The sequence below is a fragment of the Streptomyces phaeochromogenes genome, from assembly GCF_001418655.1.
GTDB classification, from domain to species: Bacteria; Actinomycetota; Actinomycetes; order Streptomycetales; family Streptomycetaceae; genus Streptomyces; species Streptomyces phaeochromogenes.
This window is the reverse complement of record NZ_LIQZ01000149.1, coordinates 34,092-54,690: the sequence shown is the minus strand read 5'-3', so window position 1 is coordinate 54,690 and position 20,599 is coordinate 34,092. Positions and strand designations below refer to the sequence as shown.

20 protein-coding genes, 5 tRNA genes and 1 pseudogene are annotated in these 20,599 nt (G+C 70.1%); 6 read left to right on the top strand and 20 right to left on the bottom strand.

Annotation, left to right across the window (positions count from 1 at the left end; translation table 11 throughout):
* Positions 1 to 114 precede the first annotated feature (114 nt).
* Positions 115 to 1,953, bottom strand: coding sequence for a DAK2 domain-containing protein (locus AOK17_RS20820; protein ID WP_055614020.1), 1,839 nt, complete (start codon positions 1,951 to 1,953; stop codon positions 115 to 117).
* Between the two features lie 248 nt (positions 1,954 to 2,201).
* Between AOK17_RS20820 and rpmB the strand changes: the two genes are divergently transcribed.
* On the top strand, positions 2,202 to 2,387 hold the full coding sequence (gene rpmB / locus AOK17_RS48605; protein WP_004924906.1) for a 50S ribosomal protein L28: 186 nt from the start codon (positions 2,202 to 2,204) through the stop codon (positions 2,385 to 2,387).
* A gap of 174 nt (positions 2,388 to 2,561) precedes the next feature.
* Here rpmB and thiD read toward each other — a convergent pair whose 3' ends face one another.
* Both thiD and AOK17_RS20810 read right to left on the bottom strand, forming a co-directional pair.
* Positions 2,562 to 3,380: a bifunctional hydroxymethylpyrimidine kinase/phosphomethylpyrimidine kinase gene (gene thiD / locus AOK17_RS20815; RefSeq protein ID WP_055614019.1), complete on the bottom strand. Its 819-nt coding sequence runs from the start codon at positions 3,378 to 3,380 to the stop codon at positions 2,562 to 2,564.
* Entirely contained in the window at positions 3,377 to 4,342 is a 966-nt protein-coding gene (locus tag AOK17_RS20810) for a thiamine-phosphate kinase (RefSeq protein ID WP_055614018.1), read from the bottom strand. The genes thiD and AOK17_RS20810 overlap by 4 nt, the downstream gene beginning before the upstream one ends.
* Before the next feature lie 206 nt (positions 4,343 to 4,548).
* Between AOK17_RS20810 and AOK17_RS20805 the strand changes: the two genes are divergently transcribed.
* Together AOK17_RS20805 and AOK17_RS20800 are read left to right on the top strand one after the other, a co-directional pair.
* Positions 4,549 to 4,782, top strand: coding sequence for an Lrp/AsnC ligand binding domain-containing protein (locus AOK17_RS20805; protein WP_055614017.1), 234 nt, complete (start codon positions 4,549 to 4,551; stop codon positions 4,780 to 4,782).
* Positions 4,783 to 4,802: 20 nt separating this feature from the next.
* Complete coding sequence (locus AOK17_RS20800; RefSeq protein WP_055614016.1) at positions 4,803 to 5,312, top strand: DUF3515 domain-containing protein; 510 nt, start codon at positions 4,803 to 4,805, stop codon at positions 5,310 to 5,312.
* A 48-nt stretch (positions 5,313 to 5,360) separates the two neighbouring features.
* Here the strand turns inward: AOK17_RS20800 and AOK17_RS20795 are convergent, their stop codons facing one another.
* The 3 genes from AOK17_RS20795 to AOK17_RS20785 form a co-directional block, all read right to left on the bottom strand.
* Positions 5,361 to 6,521, bottom strand: a complete 1,161-nt coding sequence (locus AOK17_RS20795; RefSeq protein ID WP_055614015.1) for a D-alanine--D-alanine ligase family protein — start codon at positions 6,519 to 6,521, stop codon at positions 5,361 to 5,363.
* A gap of 228 nt (positions 6,522 to 6,749) precedes the next feature.
* Positions 6,750 to 7,769, bottom strand: coding sequence for an NAD(P)H-dependent glycerol-3-phosphate dehydrogenase (locus tag AOK17_RS20790; RefSeq protein ID WP_079053170.1), 1,020 nt, complete (start codon positions 7,767 to 7,769; stop codon positions 6,750 to 6,752).
* Positions 7,766 to 8,629: a lysophospholipid acyltransferase family protein gene (locus tag AOK17_RS20785; protein ID WP_063997267.1), complete on the bottom strand. Its 864-nt coding sequence runs from the start codon at positions 8,627 to 8,629 to the stop codon at positions 7,766 to 7,768. The genes AOK17_RS20790 and AOK17_RS20785 overlap by 4 nt, the downstream gene beginning before the upstream one ends.
* A 145-nt stretch (positions 8,630 to 8,774) precedes the next feature.
* On the opposite strand from AOK17_RS20785, the gene cofC reads away from it, so the two are divergent.
* Positions 8,775 to 9,407, top strand: coding sequence for a 2-phospho-L-lactate guanylyltransferase (cofC, locus tag AOK17_RS20780; protein WP_055614014.1), 633 nt, complete (start codon positions 8,775 to 8,777; stop codon positions 9,405 to 9,407).
* A gap of 56 nt (positions 9,408 to 9,463) precedes the next feature.
* A pseudogene (locus tag AOK17_RS52310) lies at positions 9,464 to 9,655 on the top strand (hypothetical protein); the annotation flags it as partial.
* A 13-nt stretch (positions 9,656 to 9,668) separates the two neighbouring features.
* On the opposite strand, the gene AOK17_RS20775 reads toward AOK17_RS52310, so the two are convergent.
* The 4 genes from AOK17_RS20775 to leuC form a co-directional block, all read right to left on the bottom strand.
* Positions 9,669 to 10,313 (bottom strand): HU family DNA-binding protein, encoded by a 645-nt coding sequence (locus AOK17_RS20775; RefSeq protein WP_055614013.1) that lies wholly within the window; start codon positions 10,311 to 10,313, stop codon positions 9,669 to 9,671.
* Positions 10,314 to 10,451: 138 nt separating this feature from the next.
* Positions 10,452 to 10,682 carry an SCO5555 family protein gene (locus AOK17_RS20770; RefSeq protein WP_055614012.1) on the bottom strand — a complete coding sequence of 77 codons (231 nt, stop codon included), beginning with the start codon at positions 10,680 to 10,682 and terminating at the stop codon, positions 10,452 to 10,454.
* A 302-nt stretch (positions 10,683 to 10,984) separates the two neighbouring features.
* Positions 10,985 to 11,578 (bottom strand): 3-isopropylmalate dehydratase small subunit, encoded by a 594-nt coding sequence (gene leuD / locus AOK17_RS20765; RefSeq protein ID WP_055614011.1) that lies wholly within the window; start codon positions 11,576 to 11,578, stop codon positions 10,985 to 10,987.
* A 5-nt stretch (positions 11,579 to 11,583) separates the two neighbouring features.
* Positions 11,584 to 13,020, bottom strand: coding sequence for a 3-isopropylmalate dehydratase large subunit (gene leuC / locus AOK17_RS20760; RefSeq protein ID WP_055614010.1), 1,437 nt, complete (start codon positions 13,018 to 13,020; stop codon positions 11,584 to 11,586).
* Positions 13,021 to 13,209: 189 nt separating this feature from the next.
* Between leuC and ndgR the strand changes: the two genes are divergently transcribed.
* Positions 13,210 to 13,926, top strand: a complete 717-nt coding sequence (gene ndgR / locus AOK17_RS20755; protein WP_031034192.1) for an IclR family transcriptional regulator NdgR — start codon at positions 13,210 to 13,212, stop codon at positions 13,924 to 13,926.
* Between the two features lie 153 nt (positions 13,927 to 14,079).
* Here ndgR and AOK17_RS20750 read toward each other — a convergent pair.
* The 10 genes from AOK17_RS20750 to AOK17_RS20705 all read right to left on the bottom strand — a co-directional run bounded on the left by AOK17_RS20750 (position 14,080) and on the right by AOK17_RS20705 (position 20,481).
* Positions 14,080 to 14,152: transfer RNA gene (locus AOK17_RS20750), tRNA-Glu, on the bottom strand.
* Between the two features lie 31 nt (positions 14,153 to 14,183).
* Positions 14,184 to 14,255: transfer RNA gene (locus AOK17_RS20745), tRNA-Gln, on the bottom strand.
* A 20-nt stretch (positions 14,256 to 14,275) separates the two neighbouring features.
* Positions 14,276 to 14,348 (bottom strand) — tRNA-Glu (locus AOK17_RS20740).
* Between the two features lie 62 nt (positions 14,349 to 14,410).
* A tRNA-Glu gene (locus tag AOK17_RS20735) sits at positions 14,411 to 14,483 on the bottom strand.
* A 42-nt stretch (positions 14,484 to 14,525) separates the two neighbouring features.
* Positions 14,526 to 14,597: transfer RNA gene (locus AOK17_RS20730), tRNA-Gln, on the bottom strand.
* An 89-nt stretch (positions 14,598 to 14,686) separates the two neighbouring features.
* Positions 14,687 to 15,454, bottom strand: coding sequence for an HAD family hydrolase (locus AOK17_RS20725; protein WP_055614009.1), 768 nt, complete (start codon positions 15,452 to 15,454; stop codon positions 14,687 to 14,689).
* A 46-nt stretch (positions 15,455 to 15,500) separates the two neighbouring features.
* Entirely contained in the window at positions 15,501 to 17,723 is a 2,223-nt protein-coding gene (locus AOK17_RS20720; protein WP_157881364.1) for a FlgD immunoglobulin-like domain containing protein, read from the bottom strand.
* Positions 17,724 to 17,891: 168 nt separating this feature from the next.
* Complete coding sequence (gene gltX, locus AOK17_RS20715; protein WP_206190794.1) at positions 17,892 to 19,406, bottom strand: glutamate--tRNA ligase; 1,515 nt, start codon at positions 19,404 to 19,406, stop codon at positions 17,892 to 17,894.
* Complete coding sequence (locus tag AOK17_RS20710) at positions 19,399 to 20,187, bottom strand: fumarylacetoacetate hydrolase family protein (RefSeq protein WP_055614006.1); 789 nt, start codon at positions 20,185 to 20,187, stop codon at positions 19,399 to 19,401. The genes gltX and AOK17_RS20710 overlap by 8 nt, the downstream gene beginning before the upstream one ends.
* A 105-nt stretch (positions 20,188 to 20,292) precedes the next feature.
* On the bottom strand, positions 20,293 to 20,481 hold the full coding sequence (locus AOK17_RS20705) for a hypothetical protein (RefSeq protein WP_055614005.1): 189 nt from the start codon (positions 20,479 to 20,481) through the stop codon (positions 20,293 to 20,295).
* Positions 20,482 to 20,599: the final 118 nt, after the last annotated feature.

Genomic DNA, 20,599 nt, shown 5'->3' with positions numbered 1-20,599 from the left:
TTGGAGGCCGGTCCTTGTCTGGTCTGCGGGCCCGCTGTGGCTGGTCGCGCCCACGCGGCGTAGCCGCATATGTCACAGCCCCGCGCCCCTTCAGGGCACGGAAGGAATGGCCGCCTACTCCACGCCGATCAGGAGCAGCGCCCCCTGGCGGCCTCCCCGGTACACGACCGTGTCCACGGCCAGGTAGGACTCCCGGACGCGGGATTCGAGGTGGGCCGCGATCGTGTCGGGGGCCTCGTCGCCGAGGACCAGGGTGACCATCTCGCCGCCCGCCGCGAGCATGCGGTTCAGGACCGCCTCGGCGGTGGCCGTGACGTCGGAGCCGATCACGGCGACGTCGCCCTCGATGAGGCCGAGGATGTCACCGGCCTGGCAGATGCCGGCCATGGTCCAGGACTGGCGTTCCGCGACCTCGACCTCGGCGTACCGGGTCGCACCGGCGGCCGAGGTCATCGCGACGACATCCTCGTCGAAGCGCCGCCCTGGCTCGTGCACGGCCAGTGCCGCGATGCCCTGCACCGCGGACCGGGTGGGGATCAGCGCGACCCTGACGCCCTCGGTGCGGGCCTGCTCGGCCGCCGCGGCGGCGGTGTGGCGCAGCTCGGCGTCGTTCGGCAACAGCACCACCTCGCGTGCGTGGGCCCGCCGTACGGCCTCGACGAGCTCACCGCTGGCGGGCGGCTCCCCGGGACGCGCGAGGACCGTGGTGGCCCCCGCCTCGGTGTAGAGCCCCGCGAGGCCCTCTCCGGGGACGACGGCCACGACCGCGCGCTCGACCCTCTCCCGGACCGGTCGGCTCCCGGCGCCCGTCGTGTGCGCGTCGTCCAGCCCGAAGTGCGTGATCCGGATCCGGTACGGCCGCCCGGCCTCGACGCCCGCCTCCACGGCCGCGCCTGCGTCGTCGACATGCACATGGACGTTCCACAGGCCGTCCCCGCCGACCACGACGAGCGAGTCGCCGAGCGCGTCGAGCCGGTCCCGCAGCCGCGCCACCGCCGCGTCCTCCGCCTCCAGGAGGTAGATCACCTCGAAGGCAGGCCCGCCCTCCTCAGACGCGGGGGCGCCATCCGCGCACTCCCCCACTTCTCCGGGATGTTCCGTCACAGCGGCGTCCGCGCGCGCGTGGAGCCCCGTCGCGTCCGAATCCGCCCCCACGCGCGCGTGCCCCGCGAGAACCGGCACCGCCGCCGCGGCGGGCGCCTCGCCCGTGAACGTCTCCACCAGCGCGCCCAGTACGGCCACGAGCCCGCGTCCGCCCGCGTCGACCACCCCGGCCCGCTCCAGGACCGCCAGCTGCCCGGGAGTCGCCGCGAGCGCCGCCCGCGCGCCCTCGTACGCCGCACGCGCGACCGCCCCGCAGTCCCCCTCGGCGCCGGAGGCCGCGTCGGCGGCGGCCGAGGCGACCGTGAGGACCGTGCCCTCGACCGGGTGCACGACCGCCTGCCGGGCCGAGTCGGCCGCACGCCGCAGAGCGAGCCCCAGACCCTGCCCGTCGGTGTGTGTCGCGTCACTGTCGGCGGCGAGCACCTGGGCCATGCCCCTCAGGAGCTGCGCGAGGATCGTCCCGGAGTTCCCCCGGGCCCCTATGAGCGCGCCGTGCGCCATCGCGTGCACCGCGTCGGCGAGGGCCGGCCCTTCGGGCACCCGGCCGTGGGAGACCGCCTGCCCGGCGACGGCTTCGTGCCCGTCCAGAGCTTCCCGGCCGTCGAAGGCTTCCGGTCCATGGGGGGCTTTCTTGCCGCCCTCAAGTGCGGCATGACCCGCGAAGACGGCCTCGACCGCCGCGGTCGCCGACTCCACAGTCAGGTACAGATTGGTGCCGGTGTCCCCGTCCGCCACGGGATACACGTTGATCGCGTCGATCTCCTCGCGCGCGCGGCCGAGCGCCCGCAGCGCGAAGCCGCACCATGCACGCACCGCGGACGCGTCCAGTCTCTGCGGCACCTGCGGCACCTGCGCCTCCTTGAACAGCCGAACGTCCGACGCAGCGTAGACCCCGGTCAGGTCTCCACCGGAAGAGGGCCGGGCCAGGTCCCCGGGCCAGCCATGGTAGTTTCGTTGTACGGACGCAGTCGTTGTATGCTGCTCCGGTTGCCCGATCCGATCGGGCCTTCCTCCTGGCACCGCCACTCAGATCCTAGATCTTGATCCCGGCATGCCGGGATCATCCGTAAGAGCATCTGAAGTCTTTGGAGTGACCCGTGGCTGCCAACTGCGACGTCTGCGGCAAGGGGCCGGGCTTCGGCAACAACATCTCGCACTCTCACCGCCGTACGCCCCGTCGCTGGAACCCGAACATCCAGCGCGTTCGTACCGTAGTGGGCGGGACGCCGAAGCGCGTGAACGCTTGCACCTCGTGCATCAAGGCCGGCAAGGTCTCGCGCTGACGCTCTGCTAGCGCGCGGCCACTGCTGGTTCGCTGCTCAAAGCCGGTCCACTTCACGGTGGACCGGCTTTTTGCTGTGTCCGCAGAGTTCGCCAAGTTCACTGAGCCCGAAGAGCCGAAGACGGGACGGGCCCGCGACTGCCTCGCCTGCGGACGTAAACGCTTGCGCAAGCGTTTACGCGTCGCCCGCCCCGAACCGCCACCCATGATCCACCGGCCCGATCCCGCCGCCGAGCGCGAAGCCGCCCGCGATCGCCCCGGTGACGTACTCCTTCGCCGCCGCGACCGCCTCCGGCACCGACTGCCCCTTCGCGAGCCCCGAAGCGATGGCGCTCGCGAGGGTGCACCCCGTGCCGTGCGTGTGCCGGTTGTCGAACCGGGGGGCCCGCAGCCAGTGCTCCTCCGAGCCGTCCGTGAGGAAATCAACGGCGTCGCCACTGAGGTGACCGCCCTTGATCAGCACCCACGTCGGCCCGTACGCCAGCACGGCCGCCGCCGCGCGCCGCATCCCGTCCTCCGACTCGACCTCCACACCGGCCAGCTGGGCCACCTCGTCGAGGTTCGGCGTCGCCACCGTCGCGACGGGCAGCAGCTTCGTGCGTACGGAATCCAGCGCCGACGCGGCGAGCAGCGAGTCGCCGTGCTTGGAGACACCGACCGGGTCGACGACGGAGGGCACGGCCGTGCCGCCGATCAACTCGGCGACGGTCTCGACGAGTTCGGCCGAGGAGAGCATTCCGGTCTTCACCGCGTCGACGCCGATGTCGTCGACCACGCTGCGGTACTGCGCGCGCACCGCCTCCACCGGCAGTTCCCAAGCGCCTTGTACGCCGAGGGAGTTCTGCGCGGTGACGGCGGTGAGCACGCTCATGCCGTGCACGCCGAGCGCGAGCATCGTCTTCAGGTCGGCCTGGATCCCGGCGCCGCCTCCGGAGTCGGAGCCGGCGACCGTCAGAACCCTGGGCGGGGCACTCGCACGGGACGAGGCACTCATGACTCGATGTCCGCGAAGTGGTCCCAGCCGCCCTTGCTGGTCCACGGCGCCCCGTCGACCGTCACCTGCGGCAGCGCCGACGGGTTGAGGACCTCGCCGATCACCTTCCAGCGGGCGGGCAGTTTCACGTCCGGCGGGAAGGTCGCCACGATCGCGTGGTCCTCGCCGCCGGTGAGCACCCACTGGAGCGGGTCGACGCCGACGGCCTGACCGATGTCGTTCATCTGCGTGGGGATGTCGACGGCGCCGGAGCGGACGTCGATGCGTACCTTGCTGGCCTCGGCAATGTGCCCGAGGTCGGCGATCAGCCCGTCGCTGACGTCCGTCATCGAGGTGGCGCCGAGCCCGGCGGCGGCGGGGCCCGCGTGGTACGGCGGTTCCGGACGCCGGTGGGCCTCGACGAAGGCGCGCGGCGAGCGGAAGCCGCGGGAGAGCACGGCGTGCCCGGCCGCGGACCAGCCCAGCCAGCCCGTCACGGCCACCACGTCACCGGGCTGGGCGCCCGCGCGCGTGACCGGCTCGTGGTTGCGCAGATCGCCGAGCGCGGTGATCGCCACGGTGATCGTGTCGCCGCGTACGACATCGCCGCCGACCACGGCCGCGCCGGCGACCTGGCACTCGTCGCGGATGCCGTCCATCAGCTCGGACGGCCAGGTGGCCGGGAGTTCGGCCGGGACGACCAGGCCGAGCAGCAGCGCGGTCGGCACGGCGCCCATCGCGGCGATGTCCGCGAGGTTCTGCGCCGCCGCCTTGCGGCCGACGTCGTACGCCGTGGACCAGTCGCGACGGAAGTGCCGACCCTCCAGGAGGATGTCGGTGCTCGCCACGACCCTGCGGTCGGGGGCGGCCACCACGGCGGCGTCGTCGCCCGGCCCGACGCGTACCGCCGGAGTGGTGGTGAGCCGTGAGGTGAGCTCCTTGATGAGCCCGAACTCCCCCAACTCGCCCACGGTGCCCTTCATCGTTGTACGTCTCCTTTTGTTGCTGCGTCCGCCCGGTCGCGGGCCGCCTCCGACCTGGGTACGGTCGATTCGACCGTCAACCTGCGCGGTCCGTGCACCCCTTCGCGGGGGCCCCTGCCCCCGCGGGTCTCCCCGCGGCGCGCGGCGACGCGATACCGTGGCGTTCCTTTTCCCCACATGATCCTCGTGGCCGCCCTGGAGGTTCCGTGGTACAGGCGTACATCCTGATCCAGACGGAGGTCGGCAAAGCGTCGACCGTCGCCGAAATGATCAGCAAGATACAAGGGGTGATCCAGGCCGAGGATGTGACAGGACCGTACGACGTGATCGTGCGGGCCCAAGCCGACACAGTGGACGATCTCGGCCGCATGGTGGTCGCGAAGGTCCAGCAAGTGGACGGCATCACGCGTACGCTGACCTGCCCGGTCGTGCACCTGTAGCCCCCGTCTACCCTTGGCCGGTGGACTTCTTCCGTCACCGGCTCTTCTCTTATCCCGGGCTGCCCGCCCTCGTTCTGCTGATCGCGGCCACAGGCTGCTCCTCAGCAGACGACAACACCCGGACCGCGGTTCCCAGTCCGGGCACGAAGGCCACCGGGTTGTGTCAGAACCTGGACAAGTCGCTGCCGGCGAAGGTGGACGGACTCGACCGGGAGGATCCCGAGCCCCGGTCCGCGCTGACCGCGGGCTGGGGAAGCCCGGCGATCATACTGCGCTGTGGTGTACAACGGCCGCCCAAGATGGTCGACCCCAAGGTCGCCGAGGGCGGTGACCCCGACGCGGTCGGCGGTGGGGTGAACGGGGTGGGCTGGCTGATGGAGAAGCGGGACGACGGGTCGACCCGCTTCACCTCCGCTCAGCGTCTGGCGTATGTCGAGGTGACCGTGCCGGAGGGGCGGGACACCGCCTCTGTCCTTGTCGACCTGGCCGGGGCCATCAAGAAGGCGATCCCCAAGGGGATCGCCGACTGAGATGGCCTCGGCCGTTGGTCGGCTGCGGGTCCGCGGAGAACCAAGAACTCAGCGCAGGCCTGTCGAACGGCGCAGTGCCGCCTGGATCAGGCGGTCGACCAGTTCCGGGTAGGGCACTCCCGTCGCCTCCCACATCTGCGGGTACATGGAGATGGGCGTGAAGCCGGGCATGGTGTTGATCTCGTTGATGACGAACGTGCCGTCCTCGGTGAGGAAGAAGTCCGCGCGGACCAGGCCCTCGCAGGAGGCGGCATCGAAGGCCTCGACGGCCAGGCGCCTGACCTCGGCGGTCTGTTCGGGGGTCAGCGGGGCGGGCACGAGACCGGGCGTCGAGTCGATGTACTTCGCCTCGAAGTCGTAGTAGTCGTGCGACTGCACCGGCGGGATCTCGGCGGGTACGGAGGCCCGCGGGCCGTCCTCGAACTCCAGGACCCCGCACTCGATCTCGCGGCCTCGCAGCAGCGCCTCCACGAGGAACTTCGGGTCGTGCTGACGGGCCGCCGCGATCGCCTCGTCGAGGCCGGACAGGTCGTCGACCTTGGTGATGCCGATCGAGGACCCCGCGCGCGCGGGCTTCACGAAGAGCGGCCAGCCGTGCTCCCCCGCGAAGTCGATGATCTTCTTACGGGCCGTCGACTCGTCGAGCTCCCACTCGCGGGGCCTGATCACCACGTACGGGCCGACCGGCAGCCCGAAGGAGATGAAGACCCGCTTCATGTACTCCTTGTCCTGGCCGACGGCCGAGGCGAGTACGCCCGAGCCGACGTACGGGACACCGGAGAGCTCCAGGAGGCCCTGGAGGGTGCCGTCCTCGCCGTACGGGCCGTGCAGCATCGGGAAGACGACGTCGACCTCGCCGAGCGCCTTGGGGACCGATCCGGGCTCGCTGTAGACGACTTCGCGGTTGGCGGGGTCGACGGGCAGGATCACGCCGCCCTCGCTCGACTCGGCGAGTTCCTCGACGTCGGGCGTACGGCGCTCGGTGATCGCCATCCGCTCCGGTTCGTCCGCGGTGAGCACCCAGCGGCCTTCCCGGGTGATTCCGATCGGCAGGACGTCGTACTTGGTCCGGTCGATGGCCCGCAGTACGGCTCCGGCGGTGACCATGGAGATCCCGTGTTCGGAGCTGCGCCCGCCGAAGACGACGGCCACGCGCGGCTTGCGAGGCGGCTGCTGCTCAGGGCTCTGGGGAAGGTTCTCAGTGCTCATATCGCGTTGAGAGTACCCGTTGGTAAGGCCCTGAGTCAGCGTGCGTCGGCCGCGAGTGAGCCGAAGGGGCGCGCCTGTGTCGAGAGGGATGGGGGTCCCCCGCCCGAGCGAAGCCGAGAGTGGGGAGCGCGGAGGCCCGACGGAGGAGGGTCGAGCACGGTCGGCCTCTCGACACCGGCTTTGGCGCCCCGGAGGCGAACCGAGCGCTGAAAAAAAGGGGGCGGTTGCTCAGCGTCGTTCGGGCTTGGCGCTGCGCGACATCATTTCCTTGAGCGCGACGACCGGGGGCTTGCCGTCGTGGACGATGTCGACGACGGTCTCCGTGATGGGCATGTCGACGCCGTGCCGGCGCGCCAAGTCCAGTACGGATTCACAGGACTTGACGCCCTCGGCGGTCTGCTTGGTGACCGCGATGGTCTCCTGGAGGGTCATGCCCTTGCCGAGGTTGGTGCCGAAGGTGTGGTTGCGCGAGAGCGGCGAGGAGCAGGTCGCCACGAGGTCGCCGAGGCCCGCGAGCCCGGAGAACGTCAGCGGGTCGGCGCCCATGGCGAGGCCGAGCCGGGTCGTCTCCGCCAACCCCCGTGTGATCAGGGACCCCTTGGCGTTGTCGCCGAGCCCCATGCCGTCCGCGATCCCGACGGCGAGACCGATGACGTTCTTGACGGCGCCGCCCAGTTCGCAGCCGACCACGTCGGTGTTGGTGTAGGGGCGGAAGTACGGCGTGTGGCAGGCGGCCTGGAGTCGCTGGGCCACCGCCTCGTCGCTGCACGCGACCACCGCGGCGGCCGGCATGCGGGCGGCGATCTCACGGGCGAGGTTGGGCCCGGTGACCACTGCGATCCGGTCGGCACCGACCTTCGACACGTCCTCGATCACCTCGCTCATCCGCATGGCGGAGCCGAGTTCGACGCCCTTCATCAGGGAGACGAGGACCGTGCCGGGAGCGAGCAGCGGCGCCCAGTCCGCGAGGTTCCCGCGCAGCGTCTGGGAGGGCACGGCGAGCACCGTGAAGTCGGCGTCGTGGGCGGCCTCGGCGGCGTCCGTGGTGGCCCGCAGGTTCTCCGGGAGCTCGATGCCCGGCAGGTAGTCGGGGTTCGTGTGGGTGGAGTTGACCGCTTCGGCGAGCCCGGCCCGCCGTCCCCACAGCGTCACGTCGCACCCGGCGTCGGCGAGCACCATGCCGAAGGCCGTGCCCCACGATCCGGTCCCGAAGACGGCCGCCTTGACGGGCTTGCCGGATGTCGTCACTTGCCGTGCCCCTTTTCGTGCTCAACCTCGGTCATTTCCCGCACGGCGTTCTCCGGCGCGGTGTTTCCCTGCGCCGTCTTCTCCCGCACAGCGGTTTCCTGCTCTTCCTGCACCCGCATCTCTTCCTTGCCCCGCGTCCTGCGCCGCTGCTCGATACGCACCTGGCGCGGGTCGTACGGCGTCGCGGGCGCCTTCTCGCCGCGGATCAGCTCCAGCTGCGCGGTGATCGCGGCCATGATGACCTCGGTCGCCTCCTTCAGGAGGTCGGGGGTCATCTCCTTGTCGTAGAAGCGCGAGAGGTCCACGGGCGGGCCCGCGAGCACCTGGTGCGTCTTGCGCGGCAGGAGGTCGGGCTTCTTGGCGTACGGGGCCAGCAGGTGGTTGGCGCCCCACTGGGCCACCGGAATCACCGGGCACCTGGTCTGCAGCGCGACCCGCGCGGCACCCGTCTTGCCGGTCATCGGCCACAGGTCGGGGTCGCGGGTCAGGGTGGCCTCGGGATAGAACGCGACGCACTCCCCGCGCTCCACGGCGTCGATAGCGGCGCGATACGCGCTGAGCGCGTCGGTGCTCTCGCGGTACACCGGGATCTGCCCGGTCCCGCGCATGGCCGCCCCGACGAAGCCCTTCCTGAAAAGACTGCTCTTGGCGAGGAATCGCGGAACCCGGCCCGTGTTGTACTGAAAGTGCCCGTACGCGAACGGATCCACGTGGGAATTGTGGTTCACCGCGGTGATAAATCCGCCCTCGGCAGGAATGTTCTCCATTCCGCGCCAGTCCCGCTTGATCAGAACCATCAGCGGCGGTTTGCAGAGAACCGCTGCGAAGCGGTACCAGAAGCCGATTCTGCGGCGGGACACGCGTACACCTTCCTCCTGGGGCCTGGGGGGCCGCACAAGTGTCGCTCCAGGCCGCCTGTCTGTCGAGAACACCGTACGCCCCGGCCACCGGCCCGCCAGGGTACGCGGGTCACAATGGGCGCGACGAGGGAGGGACGGAGCGCACGTGCAGTGGACCTTGGTCATACCCCTGAAAGCCCTGTCGCGGGCGAAGAGCAGGCTCTCGGACACCGCGGCCGACGGTCTGCGCCCGGGGCTCGCCCTGGCGTTCGCGCAGGACACGGTGGCCGCGGCACTGGCCTGCCCGGCGGTCGGGGATGTGGCCGTAGTCACGGGTGATGTGCTGGCCGGACGCGAGCTGGCGGCCCTGGGCGCCCGCATCGTCCCGGACGAGCCCGGGGGCGGCCTCAACGCCGCTCTGGCGCACGCCGCCTCGGTCGTACGCACCAGAAGCCCGCGAAGTCCGCTGGCGGCCCTGAACGCCGATCTGCCCGCCCTGCGCCCTCTTGAATTGGCCCGAGTGCTCGATGCGGCAGCCGAATTCCCCCGCGCTTTCCTCCCGGACGCCGCCGGAATCGGTACCACTCTCCTGGCCGCGTCCCCGAACCGCGAATTGCTCCCCGCATTCGGCCCCGATTCCCGCTCCCGCCACCGTGCCTCGGGCGCCGCGGAACTCCTTCTGCCCGACGTGCCCTCCGTACGCCAGGACGTGGACACGGGCGCGGATCTCCGAGCGGCATTGGCACTGGGGGTGGGCCCGCGCACGGCGGCGGCGGTGGAGCGCATCAAGGCAGCCTGAACCTCTCAGCCCTTTCAGGCAGGCGCGTCCCCGAACAAACCGCATACCCTTCCCCCATGCAGGCGACCGCGTACACATACGACCCAGAAACCCGCACAGGCCAGGTACTGCTGGACGACGGCACCCCCGTCCCCTTCGACGCCCCGGCGTTCGACAGGGGCGGCCTCCGACTGCTCCGCCCGGGTCAGCGCGTGCGGATCGAGGTCGAGGGCGGGGCCGGTGAGGACACGGCCCGGCGCGTGAGTATCCCAGCGCCCCTGTCTACCTGCGGGCGGTGGCCTTCTTGGCGGTGGTCTTGCGGGCCGCCGACTTCTTGGCCGGCGCCTTCTTCGCCGCGGCCTTCTTCGCCGGGGCCTTCTTCGCCGCCGCCTTCTTCGCGGTGGTCTTCTTGGCCGTGGTCTTCTTGGCAGCCGCCGAGGTCTTCTTGGCGGTCGTCTTCTTGGCCGTCGCCGTGGTCTTCTTGGCCGTCGTCTTCTTCGCGACAGTCCTCTTGGCGGTGGTCTTCTTCGCCGCGGCCTTCTTCGCGGTGGCCTTCTTGGCGGCGGCCTTCTTGACCGTCGCGGAAGCGCCGCCGGACAGGCTGCCCTTCGGGGCCTTCTTGACCGCGACCTCGCCACCGCGCGGCAGCTTCTTCGAGCCGCTCACCAGGTCCTTGAAGCCCTGGCCCGCACGGAAGCGCGGCACCGAGGTCTTCTTGACCCGAACGCGCTCCCCGGTCTGCGGGTTGCGGGCGTAGCGGGCCGGACGGTCCACCTTCTCGAAGGAACCGAAGCCGGTGACCGACACCCGGTCCCCGCTGACAACTGCACGCACGATGGCGTCCAGTACGGCGTCGACCGCTTCCGCGGCCTGCTGACGCCCGCCGACCTTGTCGGCAATCGCTTCTACGAGCTGCGCCTTGTTCACGTCTTCCCCTTCGGAGACATTGCCAGAACGAAAGTGTTCAAGCTTTTTCGCACGTTAGGCAGATATATACCGCAAATCAAACACGAAACGGGCTAATCACCCTTGTGCCGCAACGAACTGGGGCTGTTGCGAAGTTCCTCAGCGTTCCTCTTCGGGGATTCGGCCCTCGTCGAGGTCCGTCGTGAACCGCTCCAGCCGCCTTGTCGCGTCGGCGAGATCGTGCTTGGCCACGGCCGTAATGACCAGCAGCTTCCGGGTCAGCGCCATCCGTACGCCCTCCGGGACTTGCAGTGCGCGCACCCTTGTGTGCGCTTCCTTGAGTTGGGACGCGACTGCCGCATAGAGCTCGAGTTGGCCGTCGTGTTCCATGCACAGATTGTGCCATCTGGGGCGAGTTGTCGCCTGCGCAGGGGGTAACTACCGCCTCCCGAGGGCCTCCTGCGCCGTTCCCCACAAGACTCTGCCGAGACTCGGCTACCCCATCAAAGTCCCTTGAAACAAGGGCAGTTGAGGCCAATCACAAAGTCCTGAACACCCCTTCCGGAGGCAGACACAGATGTACCCCCAACCGTCCACGATTGGGGGTACAGAGGCCTGTTGCGCTGGCTGGAATCAGCCTTGTGGGGTGCGACTCCGATCGGATCCGGAGGGGTTCGGAGCCCCGAAGGCGATCACACCTGCACGGTCCGCGGCTTGTGGGAGGGCCGCTTGGACTCGTACGCGGAGATGTCCGCCTCGTTCTGCAGGGTGATGGAGATGTCGTCCAGCCCGTTCAGCAGCCGCCAGCGGGCGTTCTCGTCGAGCTCGAAGGCGGCCGTGATGCCCTCGGCACGCACCTCACGGGCCTCCAGGTCGACCGTGACCGGGGCCTTTGGATCCTTCTCCGTGAGCTCCTGCAGCGCGTCCACGATCTTCTGCTCCAGAACCACTGTGAGCAGGCCGTTCTTGAGCGAGTTGCCGCGGAAGATGTCCGCGAAGCGGGACGAGATGACGGCCTTGAAGCCGTAGTTCTGCAGCGCCCAGACGGCGTGCTCGCGCGAGGATCCCGTACCGAAGTCGGGTCCGGCGATCAGGACCGTGGCGCCCGTGCGCTCGGGCTGGTTGAGGACGAAGGAGGAGTCCTTGCGCCAGGCCTCGAAGAGCCCGTCCTCAAAACCGTCCCTGGTCACCTTCTTGAGCCAGTGAGCAGGGATGATCTGGTCGGTGTCCACGTTGCTGCGGCGCAGCGGGACGGCCCGGCCGGTGTGCGTGGTGAATGCTTCCATGACTCTCAGACTCCAGCGGGCGTGCGGGCGGCAGACGACTGGTCGTTCAGGTCGGCGGGAGAGGCCAGATGGCCCAGCACGGCGGTGGCGGCGGCGACCTGCGGCGAGACCAGGTGCGTACGGCCGCCCTTGCCCTGCCTGCCCTCGAAGTTGCGGTTGGAGGTGGACGCGGAGCGCTCACCGGGTGCCAGCTGGTCCGGGTTCATGCCCAGACACATCGAGCAGCCCGCGTGCCGCCATTCGGCGCCGGCCTCCTTGAAGACCAGGTCCAGACCCTCGGAAACGGCCTGCAGACCGACGCGCGCGGAGCCGGGGACCACCAGCATCCGTACGCCGTCGGCGACTTTGCGGCCCTCGACGATCGAGGCGGCAGCGCGCAGGTCCTCGATACGGCCGTTGGTGCACGAACCTACGAAGACGGTGTCCACCTTGATGTCGCGCAGCGCCTGGCCGGCCTCCAACCCCATGTATTCCAGGGCCTTTTCGGCGGCGAAGCGCTCCGAAGCGTCTTCGTACGAAGCCGGGTCGGGGACGGACGCCGAAAGCGGCGCTCCCTGGCCGGGGTTGGTGCCCCAGGTGACGAACGGCGCGAGGGAGGCGCCGTCGATGACGACCTCGGCGTCGAATTCCGCGTCCTCGTCCGTCTTCAGGGTCTTCCAGTACGCGACGGCGGCGTCCCAGTCCTCGCCCTCGGGCGCGTGGGCGCGGCCCTTGATGTACGCGAAGGTGGTCTCGTCCGGGGCGATCATGCCCGCGCGGGCGCCGGCCTCGATCGACATGTTGCAGATGGTCATGCGGGCCTCCATCGAGAGTTTCTCGATGGCGGAGCCGCGGTACTCCAGGATGTAGCCCTGGCCGCCGCCCGTACCGATCTTGGTGATGATCGCCAGGATCAGATCCTTGGCCGTGACGTCCTCGGGCAGTTCGCCGTCGACCGTGATGGCCATGGTCTTGGGGCGGGCCAGCGGCAGCGTCTGGGTGGCCAGCACGTGCTCGACCTGGGAGGTGCCGATGCCGAACGCGAGCGCGCCGAAGGCGCCGTGCGTGGAGGTGTGGGAGTCACCGCACACGACCGTGGTGCCGGGCTGGGTCAGACCCAGCTGGGGGCCCACGACGTGCACGACACCCTGCTCGACGTCGCCCAGCGAGTGCAGGCGCACACCGAACTCGGCGGCGTTCTTGCGCAGCGTCTCCAGCTGGACGCGGGAGACCGGGTCCGCGATGGGCTTGTCGATGTCGAGGGTCGGGGTGTTGTGATCCTCGGTCGCGATGGTGAGGTCGAGACGGCGCACCGGGCGCCCCGCCTGACGGAGACCGTCGAAGGCCTGGGGGCTGGTCACCTCGTGCAGCAGGTGCAGATCGATGAAGAGAAGGTCGGGCTCGCCCTCCGCGCGCCGGACGACGTGGTCGTCCCAGACCTTCTCCGCGAGTGTCCTACCCATCGCTTTCCCTCCGGCCGGCCTGTGTGGCGCCGGCCCAACTAGAGATTTCCGGTGCGGCGCGCCCGTACCCCTCGTACCGGGCGCCCTCCGCCGGGCCCGTTGGTCCGCGGGCCGCTGTACCTACCAGGGTGGCGCGTTCCACGGAAAATTGAACTTGCGTTTCACAGAGTGAGACGCGAGTATCGTTTCATGGACAACAGTAGCGGCGTCGGCGTTCTGGACAAGGCAGCCCTTGTCCTGAGCGCCCTGGAGTCCGGTCCGGCCACCCTCGCAGGGCTGGTCGCGGCAACCGGGCTGGCACGACCCACGGCACATCGCCTCGCCGTGGCACTTGAACACCACCGGATGGTGGCGCGCGACATGCAGGGCCGCTTCATTCTCGGCCCCCGCCTCGCCGAGCTGGCCGCGGCTGCGGGCGAGGACCGCCTCCTCGCGACGGCGGGCCCGGTGCTCACCCACCTCCGCGACATCACGGGCGAGAGCGCGCAGCTCTACCGCCGCCAGGGCGACATGCGCATCTGCGTCGCCGCGGCGGAGCGCCTGTCGGGCCTCAGGGACACGGTCCCGGTCGGCTCGACGCTCACCATGAAAGCCGGCTCCTCGGCCCAGATCCTGATGGCCTGGGAGGAGCCGGAGCGTCTGCACCGCGGCCTCCAGGGCGCCCGCTTCACGGCGACGGCACTGTCGGGGGTACGGCGCCGGGGCTGGGCCCAGTCGATCGGCGAGCGCGAGCCGGGCGTCGCGTCCGTCTCGGCCCCCGTGCGCGGGCCGTCGAACCGCGTGGTCGCCGCCGTCTCGGTCTCGGGACCGATCGAGCGCCTCACACGTCACCCCGGCCGCATGCACGCCCAGGCGATCATCGACGCGGCCGGCCGCCTCTCGGAGGCCCTGCGCCGCACCGGCTGACGTGCGTCGCAGGCTTACGCCCGATCCGACTTCCTCCCGCCGGTCGCTTCAACGCCGCAGCGACCGACAGGAGTTGACGTCGACCCGGCGCTCAACACGAACGCTCAACGCGAAGAAGCCCTCCCCATGCTGGGGAGGGCTTCTTCGATGATGTACCCCCGACCGGATTCGAACCGGCGCTACCGCCTTGAGAGGGCGGCGTGCTAGGCCGCTACACAACGGGGGCCCTAGCGATCCTGCGTTTCCGCAGATCCAAGCTGGTCTACCAGGACTCGAACCTAGAATGACGGTACCAGAAACCGTAGTGTTGCCAATTACACCATAGACCAATGTGGTTCATACCAGTTCGTACCCCCGACCGGATTCGAACCGGCGCTACCGCCTTGAGAGGGCGGCGTGCTAGGCCGCTACACAACGGGGGCCCTAGCGATCCTGCATGAGAATCAGCGGGTGCGACCCGGACTGTCTCCCTGGGAAGGATCTGTACCCCCGACCGGATTCGAACCGGCGCTACTGCCTTGAGAGGGCAGCGTGCTAGGCCGCTACACAACGGGGGCTTTGCGGAGTTGATCTCCGCGGTTGCAGATGAGCTCTGCGAGCTGGCCTACCAGGACTCGAACCTAGACTAACGGAACCAGAAACCGTCGTGCTGCCAATTACACCATAGGCCACTGAAACACAAACCCCCGCAGGGATCCTGCTTTAGCGTGCGCCTCCGGTCCGGCCTTTCGACCCGCTCTCCGGCGGCGCAGGAAGAACATTACCTGAAGGTGGACGGCGCTCCAAAACGGGTATCAGGCTGCAGGATCGCGGGGAGTTCGGCCAGCGAGGCGATCCGGCGCAGGCCGGTGAGCCGATCCGGCGCCCCGCCCGGTGCGGCGTCGGGGTCCGGGGCCGTGACGGCTCTCACTCCCCCGCGGTCGATCCAGACCGAGAACATTCCGGCGTCGGCCGCGCCCTGTCCGTCGATCTCCGGGTGGTCCCCGACGTACGCGACCTCGTGAGGCGGAAGCTCCAGCGCCTCGCAGGCCGCGTGGAACGCCTCCGCCGCGGGCTTCGAGACACCCAGTTCGGCCGCGCAGAGCACGGACTCGAACCGGTCCCGTACGCCGAGAACGCGCAGCTTGTGGTCCTGGACCCGGATGCTGGAGTTGGACAGCACGGAGTGGCGGTGGCTGCCCGCCAGGGTGTCGAGGACGGGCAGGACGTCCGGGAACAGCGCCCAGGCCGACTCGTAGTGCCCGAGATACCGGAGGAACCAGTCCTCCGCCTCCGGGTCGGTGAGGGGTTTGCCCAGAAAGGCCCGGACCCGGTCCCGGCGGCCCCCCTCCCAGTCCACCTCCCCCGCCGCGTACCTCGCCCACTGCTGGTCGGTGAGGTCGCGCCAGTGGTCGAGGGCCTGCTCGACGGAGGCGTACCCGTCGAGCAGGCCCTCGGCCGTGAGATGTCCGCGCATGCCGGCACGGTCGGCCGTGGTGTAGTCGAAGATCGTGTCGTCTACGTCCCAGACCACGGCTCTGATCGTCATGGTTCGACGGTAACCCGGGGCGGGTCCGAGTCGTAGGGCGCGTTGCTCAGCTGACGGTTGTCGTGCCAGTCGTGACCAGGTCGGGGCCCTGGCCGTCGCGGGACTTGGCGGTCAGGCGCCAGGTGTACGTTCCCGCGACCCGGTTGCCGTCGCCCCGGCGGCCGTCCCAGGAGGCGCGGACGGCGGCGGCCCTGGAGTCGCCGGTGAGGTCGCGCACGACGTTGCCGCTCGCGTCGGTCAGGGTCAGGGTCCACGTCGAGGGCTTGCTCAACTGCCAGACGGGCTGCCAGGGGTCCTGGGTGGTGGGGCCCGCGGCGGCGTCGGTCTGGGCCTCCATCTGCGCGAGCGGCGAGGTGGGGACGCCCGCGGTGACGATCGCCACCTGGCCCTGGGCGGTGAGGTACGCGATGTTGCCGCCGAAGCGGTCGACGGCCCAGCGCCCGGTGTTGCCGCCGGTGTTCTGGTCCGCCGTCGGCAGCACGGCCGCGGTCCGGGTGGTCGCCGTACCGGTGTGGAAGTCCGTGAGCAGCAGCTCGTGGGTGGTGCGGTTCTCCCGGACGAGGTAGCCGTCGGCGAGCCGGGACGGGCCGGCCGGGACCGTGATGTTCCGGCCCGTGGCCCGGTCGTGGACGCCGGCGGGTCCGGCACTGCCGCAGCTCCAGTAGAGCCAGGTGTTGACGGCCTGGATCTCGCTGGGGGTGCAGGGGGCGCCGGTGTTCACGGTGGCGACGTTCCGCTTGGCCTTGAGGTCGTACGCGACGACGCCACCCTGGGTGGTGCCGGGGGTCCACAGGCGCTGGCCCCAGATCGCGGCGGCGCTGCGGGTGCGGTCGAGCGTGGTCTCCCCGTCGGCTCCGCGGGGGAAGTCGGCGATCTTCTGGGTGGCGGGGGTTCCGCCGTTGTAGAGGACGTAGCGGCCGGTGCCGGTGCCTATGCGGCCACCGGAGGAGCCGGTGGGTTCGGTGCTGTAGGTGTCGGTGCCGAGCCCGGCGACGTGCACGGACTCCTTGCCGTCCGTGCCGGTGTAGAGGTAGGCGAAGCGGCCGTCGCCGAGAGCTTCCAGCTGGGGACAGGCGGCGTCTCCGCCGAGGCACGGCGAGGAGCCGATGAACGGGCTGCGGCGGGCCTGGATGCCGGTGGGCTTGCCCGTGGGGTCCAGCGGTACGGCGTACGCGGCGTCCCAGCCGGGGGTGGGAGTGGCGTTGCCGAACATCAGGAGTTCGCCGCCCGCGACCATCAGGCCGTCGACCTTGGCCCGGACCGGCGGCACCGTGAATACGGGCCGGGCCGAAACGTCCCCGCCCACGGCGGGCAGGACGCGGTACACGTGGAAGTCGTCGGCCGTGGCGCCAGCCGTGGCGAGCAGGCCGCCGTCCGGGGTGGCACGGAAGGCGCCGTCGGCGTCGGCGAGGACCGCGCGCCTGGCGCCGGTGGCGAGCGAAGTGGCGGTGAGCGCCTCGTCGTCGGGCGAGGAGACGAAGTCCGGGTCGCCGCTGAGGAGTTGGTCGCCGACGACCGCGAGGGGCTTGGCAGGGAAGCTCACCGCGGCGGGTGCGGTGCCGGGCTCCGAGTCCACCCGGATCGCCTTGCGGTTCACCACGAGCCAGCTGTCGTTGAAGGTGATCGACGGTTCGGTGCCGACGCCTCCGACGTACGTACGGAAGGTGCCGTCCGCGAGGTCGACGAGGCCCAGCGAGGAGGTGCCGTCCAGGGTGTAGGTGACGGCGAGGCGGCGGACCGAGCCGCCGGTCGCGTAGGTGCCGGTGGTCTGGGCTCCGGACGGCAGGCCGGTGACCGGGAGGTCGGTGGTCGTGCCGTCGGCGGCGGATCGCAGCACGTGCAGGGCGCCGTCGGCGTCCTGGGTGAGCACGCTCCAGCCGGACGCCGCCCGGTAGGTCTGGCCGGTCGGGATCGTGACGGTGGCGGTCGTGCCGGTGGAGCGGTGCTTCTGGGTGATGACGACGCCCGACGTCCCGGTGATCTGGACGTCGGTGCCGGTGGCCAGATCTTCGGGGCCCGCATGCGCCGGCGGCGTGACACCGGGGTACTCGGCCCACTGGAAGTTGCCCGCGTTGCCCAGCGCGTACTGGAATCCGGAGGCCCCCACCCAGCCGTATCGGACGGGGACCGGGTTGATGTTGTTCAACTGCGTGGTGGCGACCGGGGTGTCGGCGTTCGGCGCGGCCTCGGCCGGCACGGTCAGTACGGCCCCCGACAACGCCATCGCCCCGCCAAGAGCGAATCCCACAAGTCTTCGTGAACGGGTCACGTTCCCCTCCCCTGAAACATGGTGAACGCGCGCATCATGTGCGCCCGAAACATCCAATGTCCGCCGGGAGAGCGGGAGTTGGCCGGAGGAGTGAACTCCGGGTGTCGGCTCCGTGTACGCGAGAGGGGCGGCGCCCGAACCGGACACCGCCCCTCTCGCTCGTAACGCCTAGGCGGTCAGCTTCGCCAGCGCCGCGTCGACGCGGGCCAGCGTCTTCTCCTTGCCCAGGATCTCCAGGGACTCGAAGAGCGGCAGGCCGATCGTGCGGCCGGTGACGGCGACGCGGACCGGGGCCTGGGCCTTGCCGAGCTTGAGGCCGTGGGCCTCGCCGGCGGCCAGGACGGCCTCCTTGAGGGACTCGGGCGAGGACCAGTCGGCGGCGTCCAGCTTCTCGCGGGCCGTACGGAGCAGCGCGTCGCTGCCCTCCTTCATGGCCTTCGTCCAGGACGCCTCGTCGAAGGCCGGCTCCGGCAGGAACAGGAAGTCGACGTTGTCCGTGATCTCGGAGAGGACCTTGAGGCGGGTCTGGGCGTGCGGGGCGATCGCGTCCCACGCGGACTGGTCGAAGTCCTCCGGCGCCCAGGGCGCGAAGGGGGCCTTCAGCCAGGGGGCGCAGCGCTCGGCGAAGTCCTTCACATCCAGCAGGCGGATGTGGTCGCCGTTGATCGCCTCGGCCTTCTTGAGGTCGAAGCGGGCCGGGTTCGGGTTCACGTCCGTCACGTCGAAGGCCGCGACCATCTCGTCCATCGTGAAGATGTCCTGGTCGGCGGAGAGCGACCAGCCGAGCAGGGAGAGGTAGTTGAGCAGGCCCTCGGGGAGGAAGCCGCGCTCCCGGTAGAGGTTCAGCGACGCCTGCGGGTCACGCTTGGAGAGCTTCTTGTTGCCCTCGCCCATCACGTACGGCAGGTGCCCGAAGGCGGGGATCTGCTTCGCGATGCCCAGCTCGGTGAGCGCCTTGTAGAGGGCGACCTGGCGCGGGGTGGAGGAGAGCAGGTCCTCGCCGCGCAGGACGTGGGTGATCTCCATCAGGGCGTCGTCGACGGGGTTCACGAGCGTGTAGAGCGGGGCTCCGTTGGCTCGTACGATCCCGTAGTCCGGCACGTTCTCCGGGAGGTACGTGATCTCGCCGCGGACCAGGTCCGTGAAGGTGATCGTCTCGTCGGGCATGCGGAAGCGGACGATGGGGGTGCGGCCCTCGGCCTCGTACGCGGCCTTCTGCTCGGCGGTCAGCTCGCGGCAGTGGCCGTCGTAACCGGACGGCTTGCCGGCGGCGCGGGCGGCCTCGCGGCGGGCGTCCAGCTCCTCCGTGGAGCAGTAGCAGTGGTAGGCGCGGCCCGCTTCCAGGAGCTTGGCGGCCACATCGCGGTAGATGTCCATCCGCTGCGACTGGCGGTACGGCTCGTGCGGGCCGCCGACCTCGGGGCCCTCGTCCCAGTCGAAGCCCAGCCAGCGCATCGAGTCGAGCAGCTGGCCGTACGACTCCTCGGAGTCGCGGGCCGCGTCGGTGTCCTCGATGCGGAAGACCAGGGTGCCCTCGTTGTGCCGGGCGAACGCCCAGTTGAACAGGGCGGTGCGGACCAGGCCCACGTGGGGGTTGCCGGTCGGGGAGGGACAGAAACGTACGCGTGGGGGCACCCCCTGTCCGAGCGAAGTCGAGATCTTGGGGGAGTTCGCGTTAGCCACGCTTGATCACCTTGTTGGTGAGAGTGCCGATGCCTTCGATGGTGACGGCGACCTCGTCGCCGACGGTGAGGGGGCCGACCCCCGCGGGGGTGCCCGTGAGGATCACGTCGCCGGGGAGCAGCGTCATGGCCTCGGTGATGTTGACGATCAGGTCCTCGACCGAGTGGATCATCTCGCTGGTGCGGCCCAGCTGGCGCTGCTGGCCGTTGACCGTGCACATGATGGTCAGGTCGGACGGGTCGAGGTCCGTCTCCACCCAGGGGCCGAGCGGGCAGGAGGAGTCGAAGCCCTTGGCCCTGGCCCACTGCTTCTCGCGCTTCTGGACGTCGCGTGCGGTGACGTCGTTGGCGCAGGTGTAGCCGAGGATGACGTCCTTGACGCGCTCGCGCGGGACCTCCCGGCACATCCGGCCGATGACCACGGCCAGCTCGGCCTCGTGGTGCACCTCGTTCGAGAAGGAGGGGTACGCGATCTCGTCGCCGGGGCCGATCACCGAGGTGGAGGGCTTGAAGAAGGCGAACGGGGCGTCCGGCACCTCGTTGCCCATTTCCCTGGCGTGCTCCGCGTAGTTGCGGCCGAAGGCCACGACCTTGTTGGGGAGCATGGGCGGCAGGAGCCGGACCTTGTTCAGCGGGACCTTCGTGCCGGAGAGCTCGAAGTCCGTGAACGGATGGCCCTTGATGATGTCGAGCACGAGCCCGTCGGTCGACCCAGGAGGGCTCTCGCCCTCGACCGCGCCGAACGCGACGTTGCCGTCGATGGAGAACCTGGCGATGCGCACGAGATGCCTGCGCCCCTCACTGAGCTGGCTGGAGTCTGAGGCTCCAGGCTAACGCGGGAGAGGGGCGCGACCTCGCGGAACTGCTGGGGGCGGGGTGCGGAAGGGCTACTCCGCCGCCATGGCCGCTACCGGGACGTCCATCAGGATCGTGCGGCGGGGGTTGGCGGTCTGTGCGGGGAGCTCGACGGAGTGCTCCTGCTGCTCCGGCGTACGCAGCTCTTCGGCGTCCTCGAGGTGCGCCAGTGTCGTGCGTCGCGGGTTCGCTATGTTGAGGAACATCATCGTCGTCTTCATCTGCGGTTTCGGACCCTGTCGGTACGGGCGCCGGGCGGCTTCAATAACCGCCGCTCGGGCGCTGGTTGTCGGATTTGCCATCCCTGTAAAGCGTCAGGCTAAACATGCGCCTCCCTGT

What these genes read in the sequence shown, in the direction of transcription:
- AOK17_RS20810 (WP_055614018.1), bottom strand. Translation starts at nt 4,342, where the DNA reads ATGAAGGGCACCGTGGGCGAGTTGGGGGAGTTCGGGCTCATCAAGGAG.
- leuD (WP_055614011.1), bottom strand. Translation starts at nt 11,578, where the DNA reads ATGGAAGCATTCACCACGCACACCGGCCGGGCCGTCCCGCTGCGCCGC.
- AOK17_RS20725 (WP_055614009.1), bottom strand. Translation starts at nt 15,454, where the DNA reads ATGACGATCAGAGCCGTGGTCTGGGACGTAGACGACACGATCTTCGAC.
- leuC (WP_055614010.1), bottom strand. Translation starts at nt 13,020, where the DNA reads ATGGGTAGGACACTCGCGGAGAAGGTCTGGGACGACCACGTCGTCCGG.
- AOK17_RS20795 (WP_055614015.1), bottom strand. Translation starts at nt 6,521, where the DNA reads ATGAGCACTGAGAACCTTCCCCAGAGCCCTGAGCAGCAGCCGCCTCGC.
- AOK17_RS20770 (WP_055614012.1), bottom strand. Translation starts at nt 10,682, where the DNA reads ATGGAACACGACGGCCAACTCGAGCTCTATGCGGCAGTCGCGTCCCAA.
- ndgR (WP_031034192.1), top strand. Translation starts at nt 13,210, where the DNA reads ATGGACAACAGTAGCGGCGTCGGCGTTCTGGACAAGGCAGCCCTTGTC.
- AOK17_RS20705 (WP_055614005.1), bottom strand. Translation starts at nt 20,481, where the DNA reads ATGAAGACGACGATGATGTTCCTCAACATAGCGAACCCGCGACGCACG.
- thiD (WP_055614019.1), bottom strand. Translation starts at nt 3,380, where the DNA reads ATGAGTGCCTCGTCCCGTGCGAGTGCCCCGCCCAGGGTTCTGACGGTC.